21 protein-coding genes, 1 pseudogene and 1 riboswitch are annotated in these 20,400 nt (G+C 56.6%); of the genes and pseudogenes, 10 read left to right on the top strand and 12 right to left on the bottom strand.

What is annotated here, in order from left to right; all coding sequences use genetic code 11:
• Nucleotides 1–7 precede the first annotated feature (7 nt).
• On the bottom strand, nucleotides 8–916 hold the full coding sequence (gene yvcK, locus ETG88_RS09890; RefSeq protein ID WP_100777131.1) for a uridine diphosphate-N-acetylglucosamine-binding protein YvcK: 909 nt from the start codon (nucleotides 914–916) through the stop codon (nucleotides 8–10).
• A 227-nt stretch (nucleotides 917–1,143) separates the two neighbouring features.
• Nucleotides 1,144–1,277, top strand: a riboswitch (molybdenum cofactor riboswitch).
• Here yvcK and moaA point away from each other — a divergent pair.
• The 6 genes from moaA (at nucleotide 1,265) to ETG88_RS09855 (ending at nucleotide 4,736) form a co-directional block, all read left to right on the top strand.
• Nucleotides 1,265–2,254, top strand: coding sequence for a GTP 3',8-cyclase MoaA (gene moaA, locus ETG88_RS09880; RefSeq protein WP_129035319.1), 990 nt, complete (start codon nucleotides 1,265–1,267; stop codon nucleotides 2,252–2,254). (Overlaps the previous riboswitch by 13 nt.)
• A gap of 22 nt (nucleotides 2,255–2,276) precedes the next feature.
• Nucleotides 2,277–2,789 carry a molybdenum cofactor biosynthesis protein B gene (gene moaB, locus ETG88_RS09875; RefSeq protein ID WP_100777129.1) on the top strand — a complete coding sequence of 171 codons (513 nt, stop codon included), beginning with the start codon at nucleotides 2,277–2,279 and terminating at the stop codon, nucleotides 2,787–2,789.
• Between the two features lie 3 nt (nucleotides 2,790–2,792).
• A complete protein-coding gene (moaC, locus tag ETG88_RS09870) occupies nucleotides 2,793–3,278 on the top strand; it encodes a cyclic pyranopterin monophosphate synthase MoaC (RefSeq protein ID WP_100777128.1) in 486 nt (161 codons plus the stop codon).
• Complete coding sequence (gene moaD / locus ETG88_RS09865) at nucleotides 3,271–3,516, top strand: molybdopterin synthase sulfur carrier subunit (RefSeq protein WP_123429230.1); 246 nt, start codon at nucleotides 3,271–3,273, stop codon at nucleotides 3,514–3,516. The genes moaC and moaD overlap by 8 nt, the downstream gene beginning before the upstream one ends.
• 2 nt (nucleotides 3,517–3,518) lie before the next feature.
• Nucleotides 3,519–3,971, top strand: coding sequence for a molybdopterin synthase catalytic subunit MoaE (moaE, locus tag ETG88_RS09860; RefSeq protein WP_129035318.1), 453 nt, complete (start codon nucleotides 3,519–3,521; stop codon nucleotides 3,969–3,971).
• A gap of 57 nt (nucleotides 3,972–4,028) precedes the next feature.
• Entirely contained in the window at nucleotides 4,029–4,736 is a 708-nt protein-coding gene (locus ETG88_RS09855; protein ID WP_100777125.1) for a Bax inhibitor-1/YccA family protein, read from the top strand.
• A 77-nt stretch (nucleotides 4,737–4,813) separates the two neighbouring features.
• Here the strand turns inward: ETG88_RS09855 and ETG88_RS09850 are convergent, their stop codons facing one another.
• Genes ETG88_RS09850 through ETG88_RS09840 form a run of 3 tightly spaced genes read right to left on the bottom strand, consistent with a single transcriptional unit; the run spans nucleotide 4,814 to nucleotide 7,775 of the window.
• The gene (locus ETG88_RS09850) at nucleotides 4,814–5,776 is read right to left on the bottom strand and encodes a lysylphosphatidylglycerol synthase domain-containing protein (RefSeq protein WP_102105216.1); all 963 of its coding nucleotides are present in this window, start codon (nucleotides 5,774–5,776) and stop codon (nucleotides 4,814–4,816) included.
• Nucleotides 5,776–7,017 carry a cardiolipin synthase ClsB gene (gene clsB, locus ETG88_RS09845; protein WP_100777123.1) on the bottom strand — a complete coding sequence of 414 codons (1,242 nt, stop codon included), beginning with the start codon at nucleotides 7,015–7,017 and terminating at the stop codon, nucleotides 5,776–5,778. Before clsB ends, ETG88_RS09850 begins: the two co-directional genes overlap by 1 nt.
• On the bottom strand, nucleotides 7,014–7,775 hold the full coding sequence (locus ETG88_RS09840) for an endonuclease/exonuclease/phosphatase family protein (RefSeq protein ID WP_102105215.1): 762 nt from the start codon (nucleotides 7,773–7,775) through the stop codon (nucleotides 7,014–7,016). Before ETG88_RS09840 ends, clsB begins: the two co-directional genes overlap by 4 nt.
• A 133-nt stretch (nucleotides 7,776–7,908) precedes the next feature.
• Between ETG88_RS09840 and ETG88_RS09835 the strand changes: the two genes are divergently transcribed.
• Nucleotides 7,909–8,319: a YbhQ family protein gene (locus ETG88_RS09835; protein WP_100777121.1), complete on the top strand. Its 411-nt coding sequence runs from the start codon at nucleotides 7,909–7,911 to the stop codon at nucleotides 8,317–8,319.
• On the opposite strand, the pseudogene ETG88_RS09830 reads toward ETG88_RS09835, so the two are convergent.
• From ETG88_RS09830 to cecR, 5 genes and pseudogenes are all read right to left on the bottom strand, one after another.
• Nucleotides 8,281–9,386, bottom strand: a pseudogene (locus tag ETG88_RS09830) (ABC transporter permease). The gene ETG88_RS09835 and the pseudogene ETG88_RS09830 sit on opposite strands and share 39 nt — an antisense overlap.
• 96 nt (nucleotides 9,387–9,482) lie before the next feature.
• Nucleotides 9,483–10,616 carry an ABC transporter permease gene (locus tag ETG88_RS09825; RefSeq protein WP_129035317.1) on the bottom strand — a complete coding sequence of 378 codons (1,134 nt, stop codon included), beginning with the start codon at nucleotides 10,614–10,616 and terminating at the stop codon, nucleotides 9,483–9,485.
• Entirely contained in the window at nucleotides 10,606–12,345 is a 1,740-nt protein-coding gene (locus tag ETG88_RS09820) for an ATP-binding cassette domain-containing protein (RefSeq protein ID WP_129035316.1), read from the bottom strand. The genes ETG88_RS09825 and ETG88_RS09820 overlap by 11 nt, the downstream gene beginning before the upstream one ends.
• The gene (gene hlyD / locus ETG88_RS09815) at nucleotides 12,338–13,333 is read right to left on the bottom strand and encodes a secretion protein HlyD (protein WP_100777117.1); all 996 of its coding nucleotides are present in this window, start codon (nucleotides 13,331–13,333) and stop codon (nucleotides 12,338–12,340) included. Before hlyD ends, ETG88_RS09820 begins: the two co-directional genes overlap by 8 nt.
• Nucleotides 13,330–14,007, bottom strand: a complete 678-nt coding sequence (gene cecR / locus ETG88_RS09810; RefSeq protein WP_100777116.1) for a transcriptional regulator CecR — start codon at nucleotides 14,005–14,007, stop codon at nucleotides 13,330–13,332. Before cecR ends, hlyD begins: the two co-directional genes overlap by 4 nt.
• A 232-nt stretch (nucleotides 14,008–14,239) precedes the next feature.
• Here cecR and rhlE point away from each other — a divergent pair, with 232 nt between their 5' ends.
• From rhlE to ybiB, 3 genes are all read left to right on the top strand, one after another.
• On the top strand, nucleotides 14,240–15,634 hold the full coding sequence (rhlE, locus tag ETG88_RS09805; protein ID WP_100777115.1) for an ATP-dependent RNA helicase RhlE: 1,395 nt from the start codon (nucleotides 14,240–14,242) through the stop codon (nucleotides 15,632–15,634).
• A 97-nt stretch (nucleotides 15,635–15,731) separates the two neighbouring features.
• Entirely contained in the window at nucleotides 15,732–17,909 is a 2,178-nt protein-coding gene (gene dinG / locus ETG88_RS09800; RefSeq protein ID WP_129035315.1) for an ATP-dependent DNA helicase DinG, read from the top strand.
• 66 nt (nucleotides 17,910–17,975) lie between these two features.
• Entirely contained in the window at nucleotides 17,976–18,941 is a 966-nt protein-coding gene (ybiB, locus tag ETG88_RS09795; RefSeq protein ID WP_129035314.1) for a DNA-binding protein YbiB, read from the top strand.
• A gap of 116 nt (nucleotides 18,942–19,057) precedes the next feature.
• Here the strand turns inward: ybiB and ybiJ are convergent, their stop codons facing one another.
• The 3 genes from ybiJ to mcbA form a co-directional block, all read right to left on the bottom strand.
• A complete protein-coding gene (ybiJ, locus tag ETG88_RS09790; protein WP_100777112.1) occupies nucleotides 19,058–19,318 on the bottom strand; it encodes a DUF1471 family protein YbiJ in 261 nt (86 codons plus the stop codon).
• 285 nt (nucleotides 19,319–19,603) lie between these two features.
• Nucleotides 19,604–19,870 carry a DksA/TraR family C4-type zinc finger protein gene (locus ETG88_RS09785; RefSeq protein WP_100777111.1) on the bottom strand — a complete coding sequence of 89 codons (267 nt, stop codon included), beginning with the start codon at nucleotides 19,868–19,870 and terminating at the stop codon, nucleotides 19,604–19,606.
• Between the two features lie 122 nt (nucleotides 19,871–19,992).
• Nucleotides 19,993–20,259 carry a DUF1471 family periplasmic protein McbA gene (gene mcbA, locus ETG88_RS09780; RefSeq protein ID WP_100777110.1) on the bottom strand — a complete coding sequence of 89 codons (267 nt, stop codon included), beginning with the start codon at nucleotides 20,257–20,259 and terminating at the stop codon, nucleotides 19,993–19,995.
• Nucleotides 20,260–20,400: the final 141 nt, after the last annotated feature.

Here is a 20,400-nt window from a genome sequence, read left to right as displayed (position 1 = left end):
AGTTCGGTTATCCCAACGCCTGAATCGCTTTTTCCAGCGCCAGGCGCAGCAAATGCCGGTCGTGGCGATATTTAATATCACTCGCTTCCAGCTCTGTCTGCACCACCACACGGCCTTCCATACCTGAAACATCCACCTTCGGCCCTACAACCACGCCGTCGATAATTTTTTTACCGACGTACTGCTCCATCAGATTGAGTTTATCGGCAAGCGAAAGGCTGGCGGCGGCAGGGCTTAGCTCTTTCCCCAGATTACCGATATACACCATCGGCGCGGGGGTTCTGCGCAGCGCCTGAGCCAGCTCTTTTACCAGCAGCAGCGGCATCAGGCTGGTGTAAAAACTGCCAGGGCCGATGAGGATCAGATCCGCCTCGCTGATTGCTTCCACCGCTTCGCGCGTGGCGGGAACAGTAGGGTAGGTCATCAGCTCTTTGGGGGGGACTACCAGCTGGTCAATATTGACCTCGCCGTAAACTTCATGCCCTTCCATGTCGATCGCCATCAAATCGACCGGTTGTTCCGACATAGGAATCAGGAAAGCATCCACTTTCAGCAGATTTCGGATTAAATTGATCGCCTCAAGCGGGCGCACGCTCAGGTGATCCAGCGCCTTTAACATCAGATTTCCGAGGTTATGCCCGGAAAGTTCCCCGTTACCGCCAAAACGATACTCAAACATCGCCGATGCGACGCTTTGTTCGGTAATTAACTGGTTAAGACAGTTACGCATATCGCCCCAGGCGATACCGCCTTCTGAACGACGAATACGACCTGTTGAGCCACCGTTATCGGTGGTGGTCACGATCCCGGTGAGCCTGGAGCCCAGCGAGGATAATGACGACATAACCCGCCCCAGCCCATGCCCTCCGCCGAGAGCGACCACACGGTCAAGATCCGCAAAAGTGCGATTGCGCATACAGATTCCTTATGACATTTGATCCGCGTAACAGTAACCCAACTACCCCTAAAAGACGATGCCCGACCCCTGTCAAAATGACGTATATCAATGCGAAACATTGATTTTTACGTATTCTGTAGTGAAAGTGCACGATCAGGTCGCTATATATATAATTATATAGCGAAATCGGCGAATGGCGAAAGCGCCGTTTCCGCGCTACTATCGGCATAACCCACGTTTTCAAATTTGAAAACATACACTCTAGCCCTGGCGCCTGTGTCACACGATATGGCGCCCTGGCCGTGACGGAAACGTCACCAGGGTACAGAAAGAAATGACTGTGCCTCCCGTACTGGAAAGGTGTACATGGCTTCTCAACTCACAGATGCTTTCGCGCGTAAGTTTTTCTATTTACGTCTGTCGATTACCGATGTGTGCAATTTTCGTTGCACCTATTGCCTGCCAGACGGCTACAAGCCGGGCAGCGTCACCAATAACGGATTTCTTTCCGTCGAGGAAGTGCGCCGCGTCACGCGTGCGTTTTCTGAGCTTGGCACGGAAAAAGTGCGTCTCACGGGTGGCGAACCCTCTCTGCGTCGTGATTTTCCCGACATCATCGCCGCTATCCGTGAAAACGAGAACATTCGCCAAATCGCCGTCACCACCAATGGCTATCGCTTAGCCCGCGATGTGGCCCAGTGGCGCGATGCGGGTCTCACGGCCATCAACGTCAGCGTCGACAGCCTCGATGCACGCCAGTTTCACGCCATCACCGGGCAGGATAAGTTTCGCCAGGTGATGCAGGGCATCGATGCGGCGTTCGAAGCCGGTTTCGACAAAGTCAAAGTCAATACGGTGCTGATGCGCGATGTAAACCATCACCAGCTCGACACCTTCCTCGCGTGGGTCAAACCCCGCCGCATTCAACTGCGTTTTATTGAGCTGATGGAGACGGGCGAGGGCAGCGACCTGTTCCGTCGTCATCACATCTCCGGCATGGTGCTGCGCGATGCGCTGCTGAAGCGCGGCTGGATCCACCAGATTCGCCAACGTAGCGACGGCCCTGCGCAGGTCTTTTGTCACCCGGATTATGAAGGGGAAATAGGGCTTATCATGCCCTATGAGAAAGACTTCTGCGCCACCTGCAACCGTCTGCGCGTCTCGTCTGTGGGCAAGCTGCATTTGTGTCTGTTCGGCGACGGCGGCGTGGATCTTCGCGATCTGCTGGAAGACGATGCGCAGCAGGAGGCCCTCGAAGCGCGCATTTCTGCTGCTCTGACGCATAAAAAACAGACCCATTTCCTGCATCAGGGCGACACCGGGATTACACAAAACCTGTCTTACATCGGCGGGTAATCGGCTTAAAAGGAACCAGAAAATGAGTCAGGTCAGCGCTGAATTTATTCCGACGCGTATTGCTATTCTTACCGTTTCTGAGCGCCGTGGTGAGGAGGATGACACCTCCGGCCACTGGCTGCGCGACGCCGCCCACGAGGCGGGGCACAGCATCATTGATAAAGCGATAGTGAAAGAGAATCGCTACGCCATTCGCGCTCAGGTCTCCCAGTGGATCGCCAGCGCAGAGGTGCAGGTGGTACTGATCACCGGCGGCACCGGTTTTACCGCAGGCGATCAGGCGCCAGAAGCGCTGCTCCCGCTCTTCGACCGCGAAATCCAGGGCTTTGGCGAAGTGTTCCGGATGCTCTCCTTTGAGGAGATCGGTACGTCCACGCTTCAGTCGCGCGCCGTGGCCGGGATCGCCAACAACACCCTGATTTTCGCCATGCCAGGCTCTACCAAAGCTTGCCGCACCGCGTGGGAGAACATCATCGCTCCGCAGCTGGATGCTCGCACTCGTCCGTGTAATTTTCATCCTCATTTGAAGAAATAAGCTATGTCGCAATTGACCCACATTAACGCCGCTGGCGAAGCGCATATGGTGGATGTTTCCGCCAAGGCCGAAACGGTGCGTGAAGCGCGCGCCGAGGCTTTCGTAACCATGTTGCCAGAAACCCTGGCGATGATTATCGACGGCAGCCACCACAAGGGTGACGTTTTCGCTACTGCGCGTATCGCCGGAATTCAGGCTGCAAAACGCACCTGGGATCTTATCCCGCTGTGTCACCCGCTGATGCTCAGCAAGGTTGAAGTGAGCCTGCAGGCTGAGCCGGAGCACAACCGCGTGCGTATCGAGACGTTGTGCCGTCTGACCGGCAAAACAGGCGTCGAGATGGAGGCCTTAACGGCGGCCTCTGTTGCGGCGCTCACCATTTACGATATGTGCAAAGCGGTGCAGAAGGATATGGTGATTGGCCCGGTTCGTCTGCTGGCGAAAAGCGGCGGCAAATCCGGTGATTTCAGGGCGGACAATCATGATTAAAGTGCTTTTTTTTGCTCAGGTGCGAGAGCTTGTCAATACCGACAGCCTGACCCTCGAGACGCCGTTCGACAACGTCGAAGCCCTGCGTGCCCATCTGGCGGCGCAAGGCGATCGCTGGGCGCTGGCGCTCGAAGAGGGAAAACTGCTGGCGGCAGTGAATCAGACGCTGGTGGAGTTTTCCCATCCGCTTAACGCCGGTGATGAAGTGGCGTTTTTCCCGCCAGTTACAGGGGGTTAATCATGTCTGACACGCGGATTATTGTTGGACCGGAACGCTTTAATGTCGGCACGGAATACAGCTGGCTGGCCGAGCGCGACGAAGACGGCGCGGTGGTGACGTTTACCGGTAAAGTCCGGAACCATAATCTGGGGGAGAGTGTGAGCGCGCTGACCCTCGAGTATTATCCGGGGATGACGGAAAAGTCGCTTGCCACTATCGTGGAAGAGGCCCGTCAGCGCTGGCCACTTGGTCGTGTCACGGTTATTCACCGCGTCGGCGAAATGTGGCCTGGCGAAGAGATTGTCTTTGTTGGCGTCACCAGCTCGCATCGCGGTAGCGCGTTCGATGCCGGTGAATTTATTATGGATTATCTCAAAACCCGCGCGCCGTTCTGGAAGCGTGAAGCCACACCGGAAGGGGAACGCTGGGTGGAATCGCGTGACAGCGACAAGCAGGCTGCCAGCCGCTGGTAACCGGATGGCGCGGATGTGTTAATCTTAAAAGGTGTGCCCACTTAATCAGGAGTTATCATGGACCGATTTCCACGTTCGGATTCAATCGTTCAGCAGACGCGTAGCGGCCTGCAAACTTATATGGCGCAGGTGTACGGCTGGATGACCTGCGGCCTGCTGTTAACCGCGTTTATCGCGTGGTACGCAGCCAATACCCCCGAACTGATGATGTTTATCTTTTCCAGCAAAATCACCTTCTTTGGGCTGATTATCGCCCAGCTGGCGCTGGTGTTTGTGCTTTCCGGACTGGTGCAAAAGCTCAGTGCGGGGATGGCGACCACGCTGTTTATGCTCTATTCGGCGCTGACTGGCCTGACGCTCTCCAGTATTTTTATCGTCTACACCTACTCCTCTATCGCCAGCACCTTTGTGGTGGCCGGTGGGATGTTTGGTGCCATGAGCCTCTACGGCTACACCACCAAACGCGATTTGAGCGGTTTCGGCAATATGCTGTTTATGGCGCTTATCGGGATTGTGCTGGCGTCGCTGGTGAACTTCTGGCTGAAAAGCGAAGCGCTGATGTGGGCGGTGACGTACATCGGGGTGATTGTGTTTGTCGGCCTGACGGCGTATGACACTCAGAAGCTGAAAAACATCGGCGAGCAGATTGACGTGCGTGACAGCGGTAACCTGCGTAAATACGCCATTCTTGGCGCGTTAACGCTCTATTTGGACTTCATCAACCTGTTCCTGATGCTGCTGCGGATTTTCGGTAACCGCCGCTGATGGCTGTGCCCGGCGGCGTTTACGCCTGCCGGGCATGCAACTCGTCGTTTGGTCAGTGGACCGCCACACGGATTTCGTTATTTCGCCATCGCTTTCTCATTCTTCGCCCGCAGCTTTTTCGCCCGACTCTCCAGAATCAAATAGCCGACCGTCGCCAGTGCCAGCGGCAGGAAGTAGTACAACATTCGATAGGCCAGCAGCGCCGCGATAATCGTGCCGTGGGACACGTGTTCCCCCGCCAGCAGGGCAATAAACACCGCTTCTAACACCCCGATACCGGCCGGAATGTGGACAATTACCCCGGCAATACTGCTCACCAGCAGCACGCCAAGCACGAAGAAATAGTTCACCTCTTCGCCAATCAGCAGCCAGATAATGGCCCCCATCACCATCCAGTTAGCGCTGGAGATCACCATCTGCACCAGCGCGAACTTCCACGATGGCAGCACCAGTTTCTGCCCTTTGACGGTCATATGACGGCGTTTAGCGAATGCGCAGGCCCAGAGATACGCCGCGATGATCAGCAGCAGGACGATGCCCAAAATCCGCAGCGTCGTTTCGTCGATATACCAGTGGGCCGGAAGCTGCACCACGCCAATGGTGAAAATCACCCCGCCGAGCAGGATATACCCGAGCCAGTTTGTGGTGATGCTTAGCGAGAAAATGCGCGTGATGGTACTGCCCGGCAGCCCGAGGCGCGAATAGAGGCGGTAGCGCATGCCGATGCCGCCCACCCAGGTGCTGAGGGTCAGGTTAAAGGCGTAACAGATAAACGACACCAGCATTACCTGGCGTTTCGCCAGCTTATGCCCGCAGTAGGCGCGGCCTAGAAGGTCGTAGCAGCCGTAAATCAGATAGCTGACGATCACCAGCCCGACGGCGCTGAGCAGCACCAGCCGGTTGTAGTTGCGGATGACTTTCCATACCTCTTCCCAGTCAATTTTCTGCGCGTATACCACCAGCAGCACGGCAACGGCAATGAAAAACAGCCAGGTGAGAATGCGTTTAGCCAGCCGCCAGCGCGGATGTGATTTGCTCATTACGGTTTCACCCCTGAGTTTTCGGCTTCAACCCGATCCTGGGTCTCCATTTCCGGCTGAACAGGCGCCGGCACCAGTGCGAGCTTGGGCGTATGAGCCGGCAGCCAGCCCACCAGCGCCGGGAAGTGGCGCAGGAAGTGGAACACCACCACGCTTTTGGTCAGATTCCACCAGGTGCGTTTCGGCACCATCGAATCATCTACCCGCACGCAATCGCGAGCGATAATGCCCGTAAGATTGTCGCGCAGGGTCTGGTTAAATGCGCGATCGTGGATGATCAGATTTGCCTCCAGATTAAGGGACAGGCTCAGGGGATCGAGATTGCTGGAGCCAACGGTCGCCCAGTGATCGTCCATCAGCGCCACTTTTCCGTGCAGCGGGCGGCGGCGATACTCGTAAATCTGCACGCCACCTTTGACCAGATAGTCGTACAGCAGCCGCGCGCCGACGGTGACAATCGGCATATCCGGCTCGCCCTGTACAATCAGTTTGACCCGCACCCCACGCCGTGCGGCATTGCGCATGGCATGCAGCAGACGGTAGCCGGGGAAGAAATAGGCGTTGGCGATGATCACTTCGCGCTTCGCATTGGCGAGCATCTTCAGATAGTGGCGTTCAATATCGTCCCGATGCTCGTCGTTATCGCGCCAGATAAACAGCGCCTGCGCCTCCCCGGGCTGGCGGTTTTCTTCCGGGCGATGATGGCGTTTCCACCAGCGGCGCACCGCCGACTGCCCCGGCAGATTTTCCAGCTCAAAGAGTAAAATATCCTGCACCACCGGGCCTTCTACTTTCACCGCATAATCCTGCTTCGCCTCCGGGCCGTAGTCGGACATGTGTTCGTCGGAGTAGTTGATCCCGCCCACGAACGCGACGTTACCATCCACCACCACAATTTTGCGGTGCATCCGGCGAAAGACGTTGGTACGCATGCCGAAGAGCGGCGGGCGCGGATCGTAATAGCGGAACACCACGCCTGCGGCGGTCAGCTCGTTGACGAAGCTATCGCTGAGGTCGGGCGAACCGTAGCCGTCGAGCAGCACTTCGACTTTGACGCCGCGCTGAGCCGCGCGCAGCACGGCCTGATGGAGTTGACGGCCCACGTCGTCCTCGAACCAGATAAACGTTTCGAGAATAACTTTTTGCTCTGCCGCATCGAGGGCAGCAAAAACGGCGGGATAATACTCATCGCCATTTTCCAGCAGCGTAATTTGGTTACCTTCTCGCCATGAACTTTTCATAAGTGAATCTCCGCACTTAACGGGGCATGGTCAGACAGGTGACGCCAGCCGCGCAGCGCCAGGGTGCTCGGATGGCTGGCGTGGGCGTTTTTGACGTAAATGCGATCCAGGCGCAGCAGAGGAAAACTGACCGGGAAGGTGCGCGCCGGGCGGCCATGCGCCCGGGTAAAAATCTCATCCAGCCCGGAATCGGCTTTCAGCGGGCGGTTTGCGCGCTGTCGCCAGTCGTTAAAATCACCGGCGATAACCACCGGATCGTTATCCGGCAGCGAATTGACCCAGCGGGTCATCATCTGCAGCTGTGCCTGGCGGTGCGCTTCCCGCAGGCCGAGATGCACGCAGCCCACGTGAACCGGAAAGGCCAGATCCGGCGGTTTTATCCGACAGTAAAGCAGCCCGCGTTTTTCACTTTCTCCCACCGATACGTCGTGATTCTCATAATGTTCGATGGGAAAACGCGACAGCACCGCGTTGCCGTGATGGCCTTCCGGGTAGACCGCGTTGCGGCCATAGGCATAGTCGCTCCACATGGTATCAGCCAGAAATTCGTAGTGGGTGGTGTCTGGCCAGTTCTCGACGTGCAGCGGATGAATATCGTGGGCGCCCATCACTTCCTGCAGACACACGATATCCGCGCCGACGGTACGTACCGCGTCACGCAGCTCGGGTAAAATGAAGCGGCGGTTAAATGCCGTGAAGCCTTTGTGTGTGTTAATCGTCAAAATTTTGAGCGAAAAATGCCGGGTTTTTTGCGTCATATGCTCCTGCCAGCGTCACTATCCTGATGAAAATAAAGTGTAGTCGGCGTCACAAAAAGATGCGGTGTTACGGAATTTTCCGTAAAGTGCGGTACTCTGAACTAGCAGAGAAATATCCTTCAGGAGAGAAGCCATGAAGTGGCAACAACGCGTTCGTGTCGCAACTGGCCTCAGTTGCTGGCAGATAATGTTGCATTTACTGGTCGTGGCGGTACTGGTAATGGGCTGGAAGAGCGGCACGCTGGTGCATGTCGGCTTGGGATTATGTGCGATGTATGGCGTGACCGTGCTGTCGATGCTGTTTTTACAGCGTCACCACGACGCGCGCTGGCGTGAAGTGGGTGATGTGCTCGAAGAGCTCACCACCACCTGGTATTTTGGTGCAGCGTTAATCGTCCTGTGGCTGCTGTCGCGGGTGCTGCATAACAACCTGCTGCTGGCCCTGGCGGGCCTGGTCATTCTGGCAGGACCCGCAGTGGTCTCATTGCTGACCAAAGAGAAAAAGCTAGGCGATATTGCGTCTAAACATCGCGTACGCCACTGAGCCTGTCGTGGCCGCTATGACCAGTAGCGCCACAAACTTCCCCACACAATATCCAGACTCGCATCCTTCAGATAGATCTGCTTGGTGATATCGGTAAAGTGCCGAATCGGATTCACCCACGTCAGATCCTGTAGCCACACCGGCATGTTTTCGACAGGCGAAACATACCCTGAGAGCAAAATCGCCGGCATCATAAAGACAAACACCCCGATAAACGCCTGCTGCTGCGTTGAGCAGAGCGCCGAAATCAACAGCCCGAATCCCACTAGCGACAGCCCGTAAATCAACATGGTGAAGTAAAACAGCGCCAGCGATCCGGCAAACGGAATTTGATACGCCCAGATACCTATGCCGAGCACAATACTGGCCTGGAAAGTGGCGACAATCAGCGCAGGCACGGCTTTCCCGACGAAAATCTGCCAGGTGGCGAGCGGGGAAACCAGCAGCTGATCCAGCGTCCCTTGTTCACGTTCGCGGGCGACGGAGAGCGACGTCACAATCATCACCCCAATGGTGGTGATCATCGCGATAAGCGACGGCACCACGAACCATTTGTAATCCAGGTTCGGGTTATACCAGTTGCGCACCACCAGCTCGCTGTTATTCGGCCTGGCTTTCCCCTCCATCAGCTCCTGCTGGTAATTCTTCACGACCTGCTGCAGGTAGTTGGCGGCGATTTGCGCACTGTTGGAGTTGCGCCCGTCGAGAATCAGCTGCATCGGCGCGGTCTGGACGTTATCCAGGTTACGCGAAAAATCGGCCGGGAAACGCACCAGCAGCAGCGCCTTTTGCGTGTCGATGGTGGGCTGGATCTCCTGCGGACTTTTCAGCAGCAGCACATGGGTAAAAGCTTTGGCGCGGGCAAAACGCTGGGTCAGCTCCACGGAGTGTTTGCCGTTGTCTTCGTTGTAGACGGCGATGGTGGCGTTGGTCACTTCCAGCGTCGCGGCAAACGGAAACAGCAGAACCTGAATCAGCACCGGCAGGATCAGGATCGCGCGGGTTTGCGGTTCACGCAGCAGCGATTGCAGCTCTTTGCGAATTAATGTCCATAAGCGATGAAACATCGTGTCATCCTCGTGTCGGGTGGCGCTTCGCGACCCCGACCTACAAAACCACGTCGGCCCGGCAAGCCTCTCTACCGGGTATGTTTTAGACGGCGTTTAATCCAGACGCCGTTTCGTTTTCAGCCACGTCAGGCCGATAAACATCACCGCCGACGCCATCAAAAACAGAATATTGACGATCAACACCGCCGGAATATTCCCCGCCAGGAACAGGCTTTGCAGCGTGTTCACAAAGTAGCGTGCCGGGATGATATAGGTCACCGCGCGGATAATGGCGGGCATACTGTCGATCTGGAAAATAAACCCGGAGAGCATAATCGACGGCAGAAACGCCGCGTTCAGCGCCACCTGTGCGGCGTTAAACTGGTTGCGGGTGATGGTCGAAATCAACAGGCCCATGCCCAGGGTGCTGAGTAAAAACAGGCTGGTGATCAGGAACAGGAGAATCAGCGAGCCGCGATAGGGCACCTCAAGGATAAACACCGACACCAGCATACAGAGCAGCATCGCCAGCATGCCGAGGAAGTAATAGGGGATGAGCTTGCACAGCAGCAGTTCCACGCGCGTCACTTCCGTGGAGAGCAGGGCCTCCATGGTGCCGCGCTCCCATTCGCGGGCAATCACCAGCGAAGTGAGGATCGCGCCGATGACGGTCATGATTATCGTCACCGCGCCGGGGATAATGAAATGCTGGCTGATGGCGGCAGGGTTAAACCAGTAGCGGGTTTGCAAGTCGATCAGCGGCTCAAACTTTTCGCCGCGATCTTCCGCACGCTGCATCTGCCACAGCTGCCAGATCCCCTCGACATACCCCTGCACAAAATTGGCGGTGTTTGGCTCACTGCCGTCGTTGATCACCTGAATCGGTGCGTCGGTATTTGCCCGTGCCATATTGGCGGCAAAATCCACGGGGATCACCACAAGCCCACGAATTTTCCCGGCCTGCATCTTCTGGATCAGCGCTTCACGGTTATCGCTGATGGTGGCGTCGATGTAAGGCGAGCCGGTCATTGCATGGGTGAAATCGAGCGCTTCTTCGCTCTGCTGTTCCAGTAAAATCCCCACCCGCAGCTTGCTGGAGTCGAGGTTTATCCCGTAGCCAAAGATAAACAGCAGCAGCAGGGGGATCACCACCGCAATCAGCCAGCTGCTCGGGTCGCGCACGATCTGCCGCGTCTCTTTGACGCACAGAGCGCGCACCCGGCGCCAGGAAATCGCCTTAATGCTCATGGGCGTGCTCCTTATCCCAGTCGTTAATCAGGGTGATAAACGCTTGTTCCATGGTGGGATCGGGCTGCTCATCGTCGGCCGCCTGAGCTTTTAAATCGTCCGGCGTGCCGTGGGCAATCAGCTTGCCGCGATAGACCAGCCCGATGCGGTCACAATACTCCGCTTCATCCATAAAGTGGGTCGTCACCATCACCGTGACGCCTTTCTCCACCATGCTGTTAATGTGCAGCCAGAACTCACGGCGGGTGAGGGGATCGACGCCGGAGGTCGGTTCATCGAGAAACAGAATATCCGGCTCGTGCATCAGGGAGCAGGCCAGCGCCAGCCGCTGTTTAAAGCCGAGCGGCAGTTCGTCGGTGGCGTGCGAGGCAATATGGGTAAGACCAAAGGCATCGCTCATCCGGGCAATTTTTTCACTTTGCGCCCGCCCGCGCAGGCCGTAGACCCCGGAGAAAAAGCGCAGATTCTGCTCGACGGTCAGATTGCTGTAGAGCGAGAATTTCTGCGCCATATAGCCCAGATGCTGACGGGCTTTGCCGGAGCTGACCTTCAGATCCATATCCAGCACCAGCGCTTTACCAGAGGTGGGCACCAGCAGGCCGCACATCATTTTAAAGGTGGTCGATTTCCCTGCACCGTTCGGCCCGAGCAGACCAAAAATTTCCCCGCGCTTCACGGCGAAATTGACGTTATCCGTCGCGGCGAAATCCCCGAACTTTTTGGTTAAGGATTTGGCTTCGATCACCGTCTCGCCGGGCGTACCCTCTACCGTATGCAGAATGGCCCCCAGCGGCGACTCAGAGGTGCTGGCGCCGCCAAGGAGGTCGATAAACGCATCCTCAAAGCGCGGGGCGGTCTCTTCTATCTCAATTTGCGGCATGCCCTGTGCCTGGCGGATATCGTCGGCGGTGGCCTCTTTTTTGAGGATCACGCGCACCGAACGCCCCTGAATCATGCCGTCGCTCACCTGCGGACATTTCAGTACCCGCTGCAACAGTTTGCGGTTGGTCTCATCGGGGCTGTGTAGGAGAAAACAGCGCCCGGACATCTGCTGCGTCAGCGCCGTCGGCTCGCCCTGATAGAGCAGTTCGCCTTCGTTCATCAGCAGGACGTCGCGACACTGTTCGGCCTCGTCGAGATACGAGGTGCTCCAGAGGATCAGCATTCCGTCACCGGCCAGTTCGTGGACCATCTGCCACAGCTCGCGGCGAGAAATCGGGTCCACGCCAACGCCGGGTTCGTCCAGCAATAACACTTTCGGTTCGCCCACCAGGGTGCAGGCCAGCCCCAGTTTTTGCTTCATGCCGCCGGAGAGCTTACCGGCCAGCCGGTCGGTAAATGGCCCAAGCGAGGTAAACTCCAGCAAACGGGCGAAGGTTTTTTGCCGCGTTTCGCCCGTGACGCTGCGCAGATCGGCATACAGATTAAGGTTTTCCATCACCGTCAGATCTTCGTACAGGCCAAATTTCTGCGGCATATAGCCGAGCATCGCATGCAGTTCGCTGTCGTCTTTGATCGGGTCCAGCCCGAGGACTGAGGCCGTACCTTCGTCGGGTTTCAGTAATCCGGCGAGCATCCGCATCAGCGTCGTTTTACCTGCGCCATCCGGCCCGACCAGCCCGGTGACATAGCCTTTTTGCAGAGTGCAATTAAGGGGTGCTACTGCGGGCTTATCCATGCCCGCAAAGCGTTTCACCAGATTATTGAGCTGGATAACCGCATCATTCATGTCGGTCCCCATCGTTAAATTTCACCGTGATCGGCATCCCCTGGCGCAGCGCGTCGTCGGCATCGGTCACAATAATGCGCAGGCGATAGACGAGGTCCGTGCGCAGATCCGGGGTTTCAACGGTTTTTGGTGTGAACTCGGCGGTCGGAGAGACAAACCCGACTTTACCGTGATAGGGCTTATCGGGACGCCCGTCGGTGTAGAGCAACAGCTCGCGCCCTGGCTGGGCCTGATTCAGATTCGGTTCATCAATGTAGGCGCGCACCCACACCGGGCGGGTGAGGGAGAGCGTCAGAACGGTGCTGCCCGCGCTTAACATGCTGCCTGGCTCCACGGCGCGGGTCATCAGGGTGCCGTTGGACGGGGACACCAGCGTGGTGTCATGCAGATCCAACTGCGCCTGCGCCAGCTGTGCCTGAGCCTGTTCGAGACTGGCTTTTGCCTGGGCGATATCCTGCGGACGGTTACCGGTGCGGTACTGGCTTAATTTGTCCTGGGCGGATTTCAGCGTGGCCTGGGCCTGATCGCGCGAGGAGCGAGCGTTTTCCAGATCGTTTGCGGAAATGGTGCGGCTTTTCCATAACCCCTGCTGGCGGTTGTAGAAGTTCTGCGCGTAATCAAACGCGGCCTGCGCCTGTTTAACGGCAGCTGCGGCCTGCGCGACCTCTTCATCGCGATAGCCCGCCAGCATCAGATCATATTGCGCCTGAGCCACGGACACGCTGGCTTTGGCCTGCATCAGCGCATTTTCGTACGGTGCTTTGTCCAGCTGGCCCAGCGTCTGCCCGGCGGTGATGGTATCGCCTTCGTCCACCGTGAGAGATTCCAGCCGCCCTCCGACGCGGAAGCTCATATTAAGGGTGCGGATATCCACGTTGCCGTAGAGCGTAAGACCGCGATCCTGCTGGCTCTGATACCACAGCCAGCCGCCGATCCCGGCTGCCAGTACAACGACCACCGCCAGTATGGCGACGACAGGTTTTTTCATGACTCCAGGCTCCTTTGCGTTAAACCTTGCAGGATCAGGTCGAGATGACAGGTGATGACCTGACTGATCTGCGCGGATTTATCCTCATCAAATTGTGTCCAGCCCGTGCGCAGCAGGATGGTTTCCCGGCCCAGGCGAAAAGCGAGCACTTCGCCGAGTAGCGCATGGGTATGCAAAATGGTCTGTGTGTCGTTCGCATCGCGCCCGGTGTAGGCCGCAATCAGCTGCGTCAGGTGGGTGTGCATCGGGGCAATAACCTGATCGTGGACCCGCTGGTAGGCGGCGGTGGGCGAGAGCTGCTCCCGCGAAATAAACTTACTCAGATTCAGCGTATCGTCGTGGGTGAGCAGGGCGATCATATTGTTGCAGGCGTTCAGGATAAGCGCGCGGATGGCGGCGCGATCCGGCGATGGCTCGCTAAGCAGCGCGGTGGCGGCAGCAACCTGTTCGTGAAAACGGCTGCCAATGAAATCGGCGATCCACTGGGCGCATGCGAGATACAAATCTTCCTTCGAACCGAAATAGTAGGTGATGGCAGCAATGTTTTGCCCGGCCTGCGCGGCGATATCGCGGGTAGTGGCGTGCAGGCCATATTCGCCAAACTGGGCAAGTGCTGCGGCAATCAGCTGGCTTTTGGCCTGTTCACCTTTGGTGGTCGTCGGAGTTGGATTCATAGCGTCATTAAAAATTAATCAATCGATTGATTAAGATTATGTTTAAATTTTCACCTTGTCCAGTCGGGTGGAGCAATATTTTGTTGATGAATCCCGCCGGGATATTTTATGCGCCATGTCACAAAATCTGCTACACTCCGCTGCTTCGTGACATTGTGGTTTTTGTCCTACTCGTTTCGTCTTATCTCCCTGAAAACTACACCTGTGACGGTCGGGGCGGTTCGGAGTTTTTATGTCTTTTGATACCCTTGGCCTGAACCCGGAAATTCTGCGCGCTGTTGCAGAGCAGGGCTACGTTGAGCCAACCCCTATTCAGCAGCAGGCGATCCCTGCGGTGCTGGAAGGCCGTGACCTGATGGCCAGTGCCCAGACCGGCACCGGTAAAACGGCTGGCTTTACCCTGCCACTGCTGCAGCGTCTGGTTCAGAAAGAGCCTCACGCGAAGGGCCGTCGCCCGGTCCGTGCGCTGATCCTGACCCCCACCCGTGAACTCGCTGCGCAAATTGGCGAAAACGTCCGGGAATACAGCCGTTACCTCGACATCCGTTCGCTGGTGGTTTTCGGTGGTGTGAGCATTAATCCACAGATGATGAAACTGCGCAGCGGCGTTGACGTTTTAGTCGCCACGCCGGGCCGTCTGCTGGATCTGGAACATCAAAACGCGGTCAAACTGGATCAGGTTGAAATCCTGGTGCTGGATGAAGCAGACCGTATGCTGGATATGGGCTTTATCCACGATATTCGTCGCGTGCTGGCAAAACTGCCTGCACGTCGTCAGAACCTGCTGTTCTCCGCGACCTTCTCCGACGAGATCAAAGGGCTGGCGGAAAAACTGCTGCGTAATCCGCTGGAAATCGAAGTGGCGCGTCGCAACACCGCCTCTGAGCAGGTGACCCAGCACGTTCACTTCGTCGACAAGAAGCGTAAGCGGGAACTGCTGTCCCAGATGATTGGCGAAGGTAACTGGCAGCAGGTGCTGGTCTTTACCCGTACCAAACACGGTGCCAACCACCTGGCGGAACAGCTGAATAAAGATGGCATTCGCAGTGCAGCCATCCACGGCAACAAGAGCCAGGGGGCGCGTACCCGTGCGCTGGCCGATTTCAAATCGGGCGACATTCGCGTTCTGGTGGCAACGGATATCGCGGCGCGTGGCCTCGACATCGAAGAGCTGCCGCACGTCGTGAACTATGAGCTGCCAAACGTTCCGGAAGATTATGTTCACCGTATTGGCCGTACTGGCCGTGCGGCGGCAACCGGTGAAGCGCTGTCTCTGGTTTGCGTCGATGAACACAAACTGCTGCATGACATCGAACGTCTGCTGAAAAAAGAGATCCCACGCATCGCCCTCGAAGGCTATGAAGTGGATGCTTCCATCAAAGCGGAGCCAATTCAGAACGGTCGCCAGCAGCGTGGCGGCGGCGGTGGTCGTGGACAGGGCGGTGGTGGCCGAAGCCAGCAGCCGCGCCGTTCAGAAGGTGGCGCACCAAAAGCGGCAGGCAAACCGCCGCGCCGTACGGGTGACGCGAAACCCGCCGGGGAAAACCCATGGCGTAGCGGGGAAGCAAAACCCGCAGGTGAAGGCCAACGCCGACGCCGCCCGCGTAAACCTGCCTCCGCGCAGTAATCTGGAAGCCCGGCTCTAACGCCGGGCTTTTCTTTTTGCGACAACCCCGCGAACGTGCCACAATAGTGGCTGTTTATACAGTATTTCAGGTTCCCCGATGGCTTTAACCGCTGCGCTCAAAGCGCAAATTGCCGCCTGGTATAAGGCGCTGCAACAGCAGATCCCCGACTTTATTCCCCGAGCCCCGCAGCGGCAGATGATTGCCGATGTGGCGAAGACGCTCGCCGGGGACGACGGGCGGCATCTGGCGATCGAAGCACCCACTGGCGTCGGGAAAACCCTCTCCTATTTAATTCCTGGCATTGCCATCGCCCGCGAAGAGCAAAAAACGCTGGTGGTCAGCACCGCCAACGTGGCATTGCAGGATCAGATCTACAGCAAAGACTTACCGCTGCTGCGTAAAATTATCCCTGAGCTGCGGTTCACCGCTGCGTTTGGACGCGGGCGCTACGTGTGCCCACGCAATCTGGCGGGGCTTGCCAGTACCGAAGCGACCCAGCAGGATTTGCTGGCGTTTCTGGATGATGATCTCACCCCGAATAACAAAGCCGAGCAGGAGCTGTGCGCAACGCTGAAGGTCGATCTCGACGGCTATAAATGGGACGGCCTGCGCGATCACACGGATAAAGCCATCAGCGACGATCTGTGGCGTCGCCTGAGCACCGATAAAGCCAGCTGCCTGAATCGCAACTGCCATTACTACCGTGAATGCCCGTTCTTCGTTGCACGTCGCGAAATCCAGGAGGCGGAAGTGGTGGTGGCTAACCATGCGCTGGTGATGGCGGCGCTGGAGAGCGAATCGGTTCTTCCCGATCCGAAAAACCTGCTGCTGGTTCTCGACGAAGGACACCATCTGCCGGACGTGGCGCGCGATGCTTTGGAAATGAGTGCAGAAATCACCGCGCCATGGTTTCGCCTGCAGCTCGATCTGTTCTGTAAGCTGATTGCCACCTGTATGGAGCAGTTCCGCCCCAAAACCACGCCGCCGCTGGCGGTGCCTGAGCGACTGAGCGCACACTGCGAAGAGATCTACGCCCTTATCGCCTCACTCAACACGATCCTCGATCTGTATCTTCCGGCCACCCAGGAAGCGGAACATCGTTTTGCGATGGGGGAGCTGCCGGATGAGATCATGGAGATCTGCAAGCAACTGGCGAAGCACCTGGAAAAGCTGCGCGGGCTGGCGGAGATGTTCCTCAACGATCTCAGTGAAAAAACCGGGACGCATGACGTAGTGCGCGTGCATCGCGTTTTATTGCAGATGAATCGCGCATTGAGCATGTTTGAGAGCCAAAGCAAGCTGTGGCGGCTGGCGTCGATGGCGCAGGCCTCCGGCGCGCCGGTGACCAAATGGGCGACGCGGGAAGCCAAAGACGGGCAAATTCACCTCTTCTTCCACTGCGTGGGGATTCGCGTCAGCGATCAGCTGGAAAAGCTGATCTGGCGCAGCGTGCCGCACGTGGTGGTTACGTCTGCAACGCTACGCTCCCTCAACAGCTTTTCGCGGTTGCAGGAGATGAGCGGTCTCAAAGAGAAAGCGGGCGACCGCTTTGTCTCGCTGGATTCCCCGTTTAACCACTGCGAGCAGGGCAAACTGGTGATCCCGAAAATGCAGCATGAGCCGCTAATGGAGCATGAAGTGCAGCATATTGCCGAGATGGCCGCCTATTTCCGCGAGCAGGTCGAAAGCAAGAAATACCCCGGCATGCTGGTGCTGTTTGCCAGTAATCGCGCGATGCAGCTGTTTTTAACCTATGTCACTGACCTGCGCTTATTGCTGCTGGTGCAGGGCGATCAGCCGCGTTACCGGCTGGTGGAAACCCACCGTAAACGCATTGATAACGGCGAGCGCAGCGTGCTGATCGGTCTGCAGTCCTTTGCGGAAGGGCTGGATTTGAAGGGCGACTACCTGACGCAGGTGCATATCCATAAAATCGCATTCCCGCCCATCGACAGCCCGGTGGTGATCACTGAAGGCGAGTGGCTGAAAAGCCTCAACCGCTATCCGTTCGAGGTGCAAAGCCTGCCTGCGGCATCATTTAACCTGATTCAGCAGGTGGGGCGACTGATTCGTAGCCACGGCTGCTGGGGCGAAATCGTCATTTATGACCGACGATTGCTGACCAAAAACTACGGCCAGCGCCTGCTTAACGCCTTACCGGTATTTCCTATCGAGCAACCCGACGTACCGGAAGTGACAAAGCGGCCAACGACCGTGGTGGCGGCGCGGAAAAAAGCGCCGGGTGCGAGACGACGAAGTCCCGGCAGAAAATAAGCAACACTATCGTTGATGGCTTTTTCAGGGCTATAGTGTGTCAATGTTGTTGCCAGGAGAAATGTCGTGGATTATCGCAAAATTATCAAAGAGGTAGGGCGCGGGAAGAATCATGCCCGCGATCTGGACCAGGAAACCGCTCGCGCGCTCTACACCCACATGCTGAACGGCGATGTGCCGGAGCTGGAGATGGGCGGCATTCTGATTGCCCTGCGCATTAAAGGCGAAGGAGAAGCGGAGATGCGCGGGTTTTATGAGGCGATGCAGGCGCAAACCTTCCGCCTGACGCCGCCTGTCGCCAAACCGATGCCGATTGTCATTCCCACCTATAACGGTGCGCGCAAACAGGCGAACCTGACGCCGCTGCTGGCGGTACTGCTGAACAGGCTCGGTTTCCCGGTCGTTGTGCACGGCGTCAGCGCCGATCCCACGCGCGTGCTGACTGAAACCATTTTTGAATTAATGGGCATTGCACCGACGCTTCATGCCGGACAGGCGCAGGCCAAACTCGAAGGCCATCATCCGGTCTATATTCCGGTGAGCGCGCTGTGCCCCCCTCTCGAAAAACAGCTGGATATGCGCTGGCGCATGGGCGTGCGTAACAGTGCTCATACGCTGGCGAAACTGGCGACGCCGTTTGAGGAAGATGCTGCGCTGCGTCTGTCCAGCGTCTCGCATCCGGAGTATGTCACTCGCGTGGCGGGCTTCTTCGCCGATATTGGCGGTAAAGGTCTGTTGATGCACGGCACCGAAGGCGAGGCGTATGCCAATCCGCAGCGCTGCCCGCAGATAACGCTTATCGACAAGCAGGGCACGCGCGTCGTGCTGGAGCGCGGTGAGGAGCCGGAAGGCGACGTCGTTCTGCCGACGGCAAAAGATGCTGAAACCACGGCCCGCTGGACCGAGCGCTGTCTGGCCGGGAGCGAACCGGTTCCGCACTCACTGAAGCTACAGATGGCGTGCTGTTTGCTGGCGACGGGGGAGACGGATTCCGTCGAGGCTGGGCTTAAACGCGTGGCAGAGTTTTTCTAGACAAAAAAAAGCCCGTCCGGTGAGGACGGGCAAACAAAGGGTAACAACAACAGGGTCAATGAGGGTTGGAGCAACTCGCCAGAGGGTATAGCGAGCGTGGAGCATAATTCGTTGGGTTATTTGTAGATAACCGCAGTACCGCTAAGTTTGTTGTTGGTGTTAGCAGAAGTGATGGTGTAACCACTTGCACCCGCAGCAGACGCTTTCTCAGCCAGTTTGGCTTCCAGACCATCCAGCGTGGTCGCGCCTTCAGCACTCACCACACCGATTTTATTCATGTTCTGCGCCTGAGCAGAAGTCACAGATTCCGCAGCGAACGCGCCAAATGACAGAGCAGACAGGGCAACAGCGGCAACAGCATATTTGATGGTTTTCATAGTTAATCTCTCGCAGGTTATTCTGTTAAGGGGACGATGTTCCGTCGATGTGATAAGTATCACGTTTTCTTGCGAAAGATAAAATCGAAGAGAATTGACAGCATTGCTCAAAAAAATTGAATGACAAATAACTTATTGATTATTAATAAATTCAGAGCAGCGTTTTACAGTTCTTGTCGTTGCGCTTTACAGAGGGAGTAAAGAGGGCACGTTTTGCCACGCGGTCTTAAAAAAACCGTGAGCGTAAAGGTAACCGCTTACGGCATCGTTTAAGGTAAAGAAGAGTCAACGTAGCTGGCTGTCTTTCGATCCCCTGCGATTATATCCTGAATGTGAAGTGTTTTTTGAATCTTTACTCTGCTGGCATGCGATGCACAGCCTTACGCCTGGCATGGCTTTACGCCGCGCCTCGGGAATGATCTCCCCGCACTCCTCACACTCATACAGACTTTCACCCTGCGGTATCTCACCGCGAACGCGCGCGACAGCATCTTCAATTGTACTGTTGATCTGCTCGTTCACGGCATCGTCATTTGCCCAACCGGAAGCCATAGCTCTCTCCTGATGGAAGATAAACCTTCATAGAATGAATATGGGGTTGAAAAACGTACAGTCAAGACAAGCGAAAAGAGAACTGCATCTTTTTAAACAGATGCAGTTCGATGGCGGGGAGACTATTTGTAGATGGTTGCTGTGCCAAACATACGATTGTCGCCGCTGGCGGATTCCACAACGAACCCTTTAGCCCCTTCCTGACGGGCTTTCTCAGCCAGCTTATGCTGAAGATCGTCAAGATTCGCGGCGCCGGTTGCGGAGACTGTCCCTGCAGGACGTAGCTGGCTGGTGTCGCTATCGGTCGTGAGCGGCTGAACGGACCAGGCGGGAAGCGAGGCGGTTGCAAGGGCTCCGGCAACAACGATGAGTGTCAGGTATTTTTTCATAATCACATCCTCTAAGTCTGAATGACAATGGGTGATTCAGATTAAGTTTAGAAGGATACGGAGTGTGATTTAGCGCAAAAATTTGATGGTGATCTGCTTATTTTTTGAACGATATAAATTGACAAATTATTGACAGATCAT

This window comes from Lelliottia nimipressuralis, assembly GCF_004115925.1.
GTDB lineage: Bacteria > Pseudomonadota > Gammaproteobacteria > Enterobacterales > Enterobacteriaceae > Enterobacter > Enterobacter nimipressuralis.
This window is presented reverse-complemented; position numbering and strand designations above follow the sequence as displayed.

What these genes read in the sequence shown, in the direction of transcription:
- clsB (WP_100777123.1), bottom strand. Translation starts at nt 7,017, where the DNA reads ATGAAAAGTTCATGGCGAGAAGGTAACCAAATTACGCTGCTGGAAAAT.
- ETG88_RS09855 (WP_100777125.1), top strand. Translation starts at nt 4,029, where the DNA reads ATGGACCGATTTCCACGTTCGGATTCAATCGTTCAGCAGACGCGTAGC.
- ETG88_RS09850 (WP_102105216.1), bottom strand. Translation starts at nt 5,776, where the DNA reads ATGAGCAAATCACATCCGCGCTGGCGGCTGGCTAAACGCATTCTCACC.
- moaC (WP_100777128.1), top strand. Translation starts at nt 2,793, where the DNA reads ATGTCGCAATTGACCCACATTAACGCCGCTGGCGAAGCGCATATGGTG.
- ETG88_RS09785 (WP_100777111.1), bottom strand. Translation starts at nt 19,870, where the DNA reads ATGGCTTCCGGTTGGGCAAATGACGATGCCGTGAACGAGCAGATCAAC.
- mcbA (WP_100777110.1), bottom strand. Translation starts at nt 20,259, where the DNA reads ATGAAAAAATACCTGACACTCATCGTTGTTGCCGGAGCCCTTGCAACC.
- yvcK (WP_100777131.1), bottom strand. Translation starts at nt 916, where the DNA reads ATGCGCAATCGCACTTTTGCGGATCTTGACCGTGTGGTCGCTCTCGGC.
- moaB (WP_100777129.1), top strand. Translation starts at nt 2,277, where the DNA reads ATGAGTCAGGTCAGCGCTGAATTTATTCCGACGCGTATTGCTATTCTT.
- moaE (WP_129035318.1), top strand. Translation starts at nt 3,519, where the DNA reads ATGTCTGACACGCGGATTATTGTTGGACCGGAACGCTTTAATGTCGGC.
- moaA (WP_129035319.1), top strand. Translation starts at nt 1,265, where the DNA reads ATGGCTTCTCAACTCACAGATGCTTTCGCGCGTAAGTTTTTCTATTTA.
- ETG88_RS09820 (WP_129035316.1), bottom strand. Translation starts at nt 12,345, where the DNA reads ATGAATGATGCGGTTATCCAGCTCAATAATCTGGTGAAACGCTTTGCG.
- ETG88_RS09835 (WP_100777121.1), top strand. Translation starts at nt 7,909, where the DNA reads ATGAAGTGGCAACAACGCGTTCGTGTCGCAACTGGCCTCAGTTGCTGG.
- hlyD (WP_100777117.1), bottom strand. Translation starts at nt 13,333, where the DNA reads ATGAAAAAACCTGTCGTCGCCATACTGGCGGTGGTCGTTGTACTGGCA.
- ETG88_RS09825 (WP_129035317.1), bottom strand. Translation starts at nt 10,616, where the DNA reads ATGAGCATTAAGGCGATTTCCTGGCGCCGGGTGCGCGCTCTGTGCGTC.
- ETG88_RS09840 (WP_102105215.1), bottom strand. Translation starts at nt 7,775, where the DNA reads ATGACGCAAAAAACCCGGCATTTTTCGCTCAAAATTTTGACGATTAAC.
- ybiJ (WP_100777112.1), bottom strand. Translation starts at nt 19,318, where the DNA reads ATGAAAACCATCAAATATGCTGTTGCCGCTGTTGCCCTGTCTGCTCTG.
- dinG (WP_129035315.1), top strand. Translation starts at nt 15,732, where the DNA reads ATGGCTTTAACCGCTGCGCTCAAAGCGCAAATTGCCGCCTGGTATAAG.
- moaD (WP_123429230.1), top strand. Translation starts at nt 3,271, where the DNA reads ATGATTAAAGTGCTTTTTTTTGCTCAGGTGCGAGAGCTTGTCAATACC.
- cecR (WP_100777116.1), bottom strand. Translation starts at nt 14,007, where the DNA reads ATGAATCCAACTCCGACGACCACCAAAGGTGAACAGGCCAAAAGCCAG.
- rhlE (WP_100777115.1), top strand. Translation starts at nt 14,240, where the DNA reads ATGTCTTTTGATACCCTTGGCCTGAACCCGGAAATTCTGCGCGCTGTT.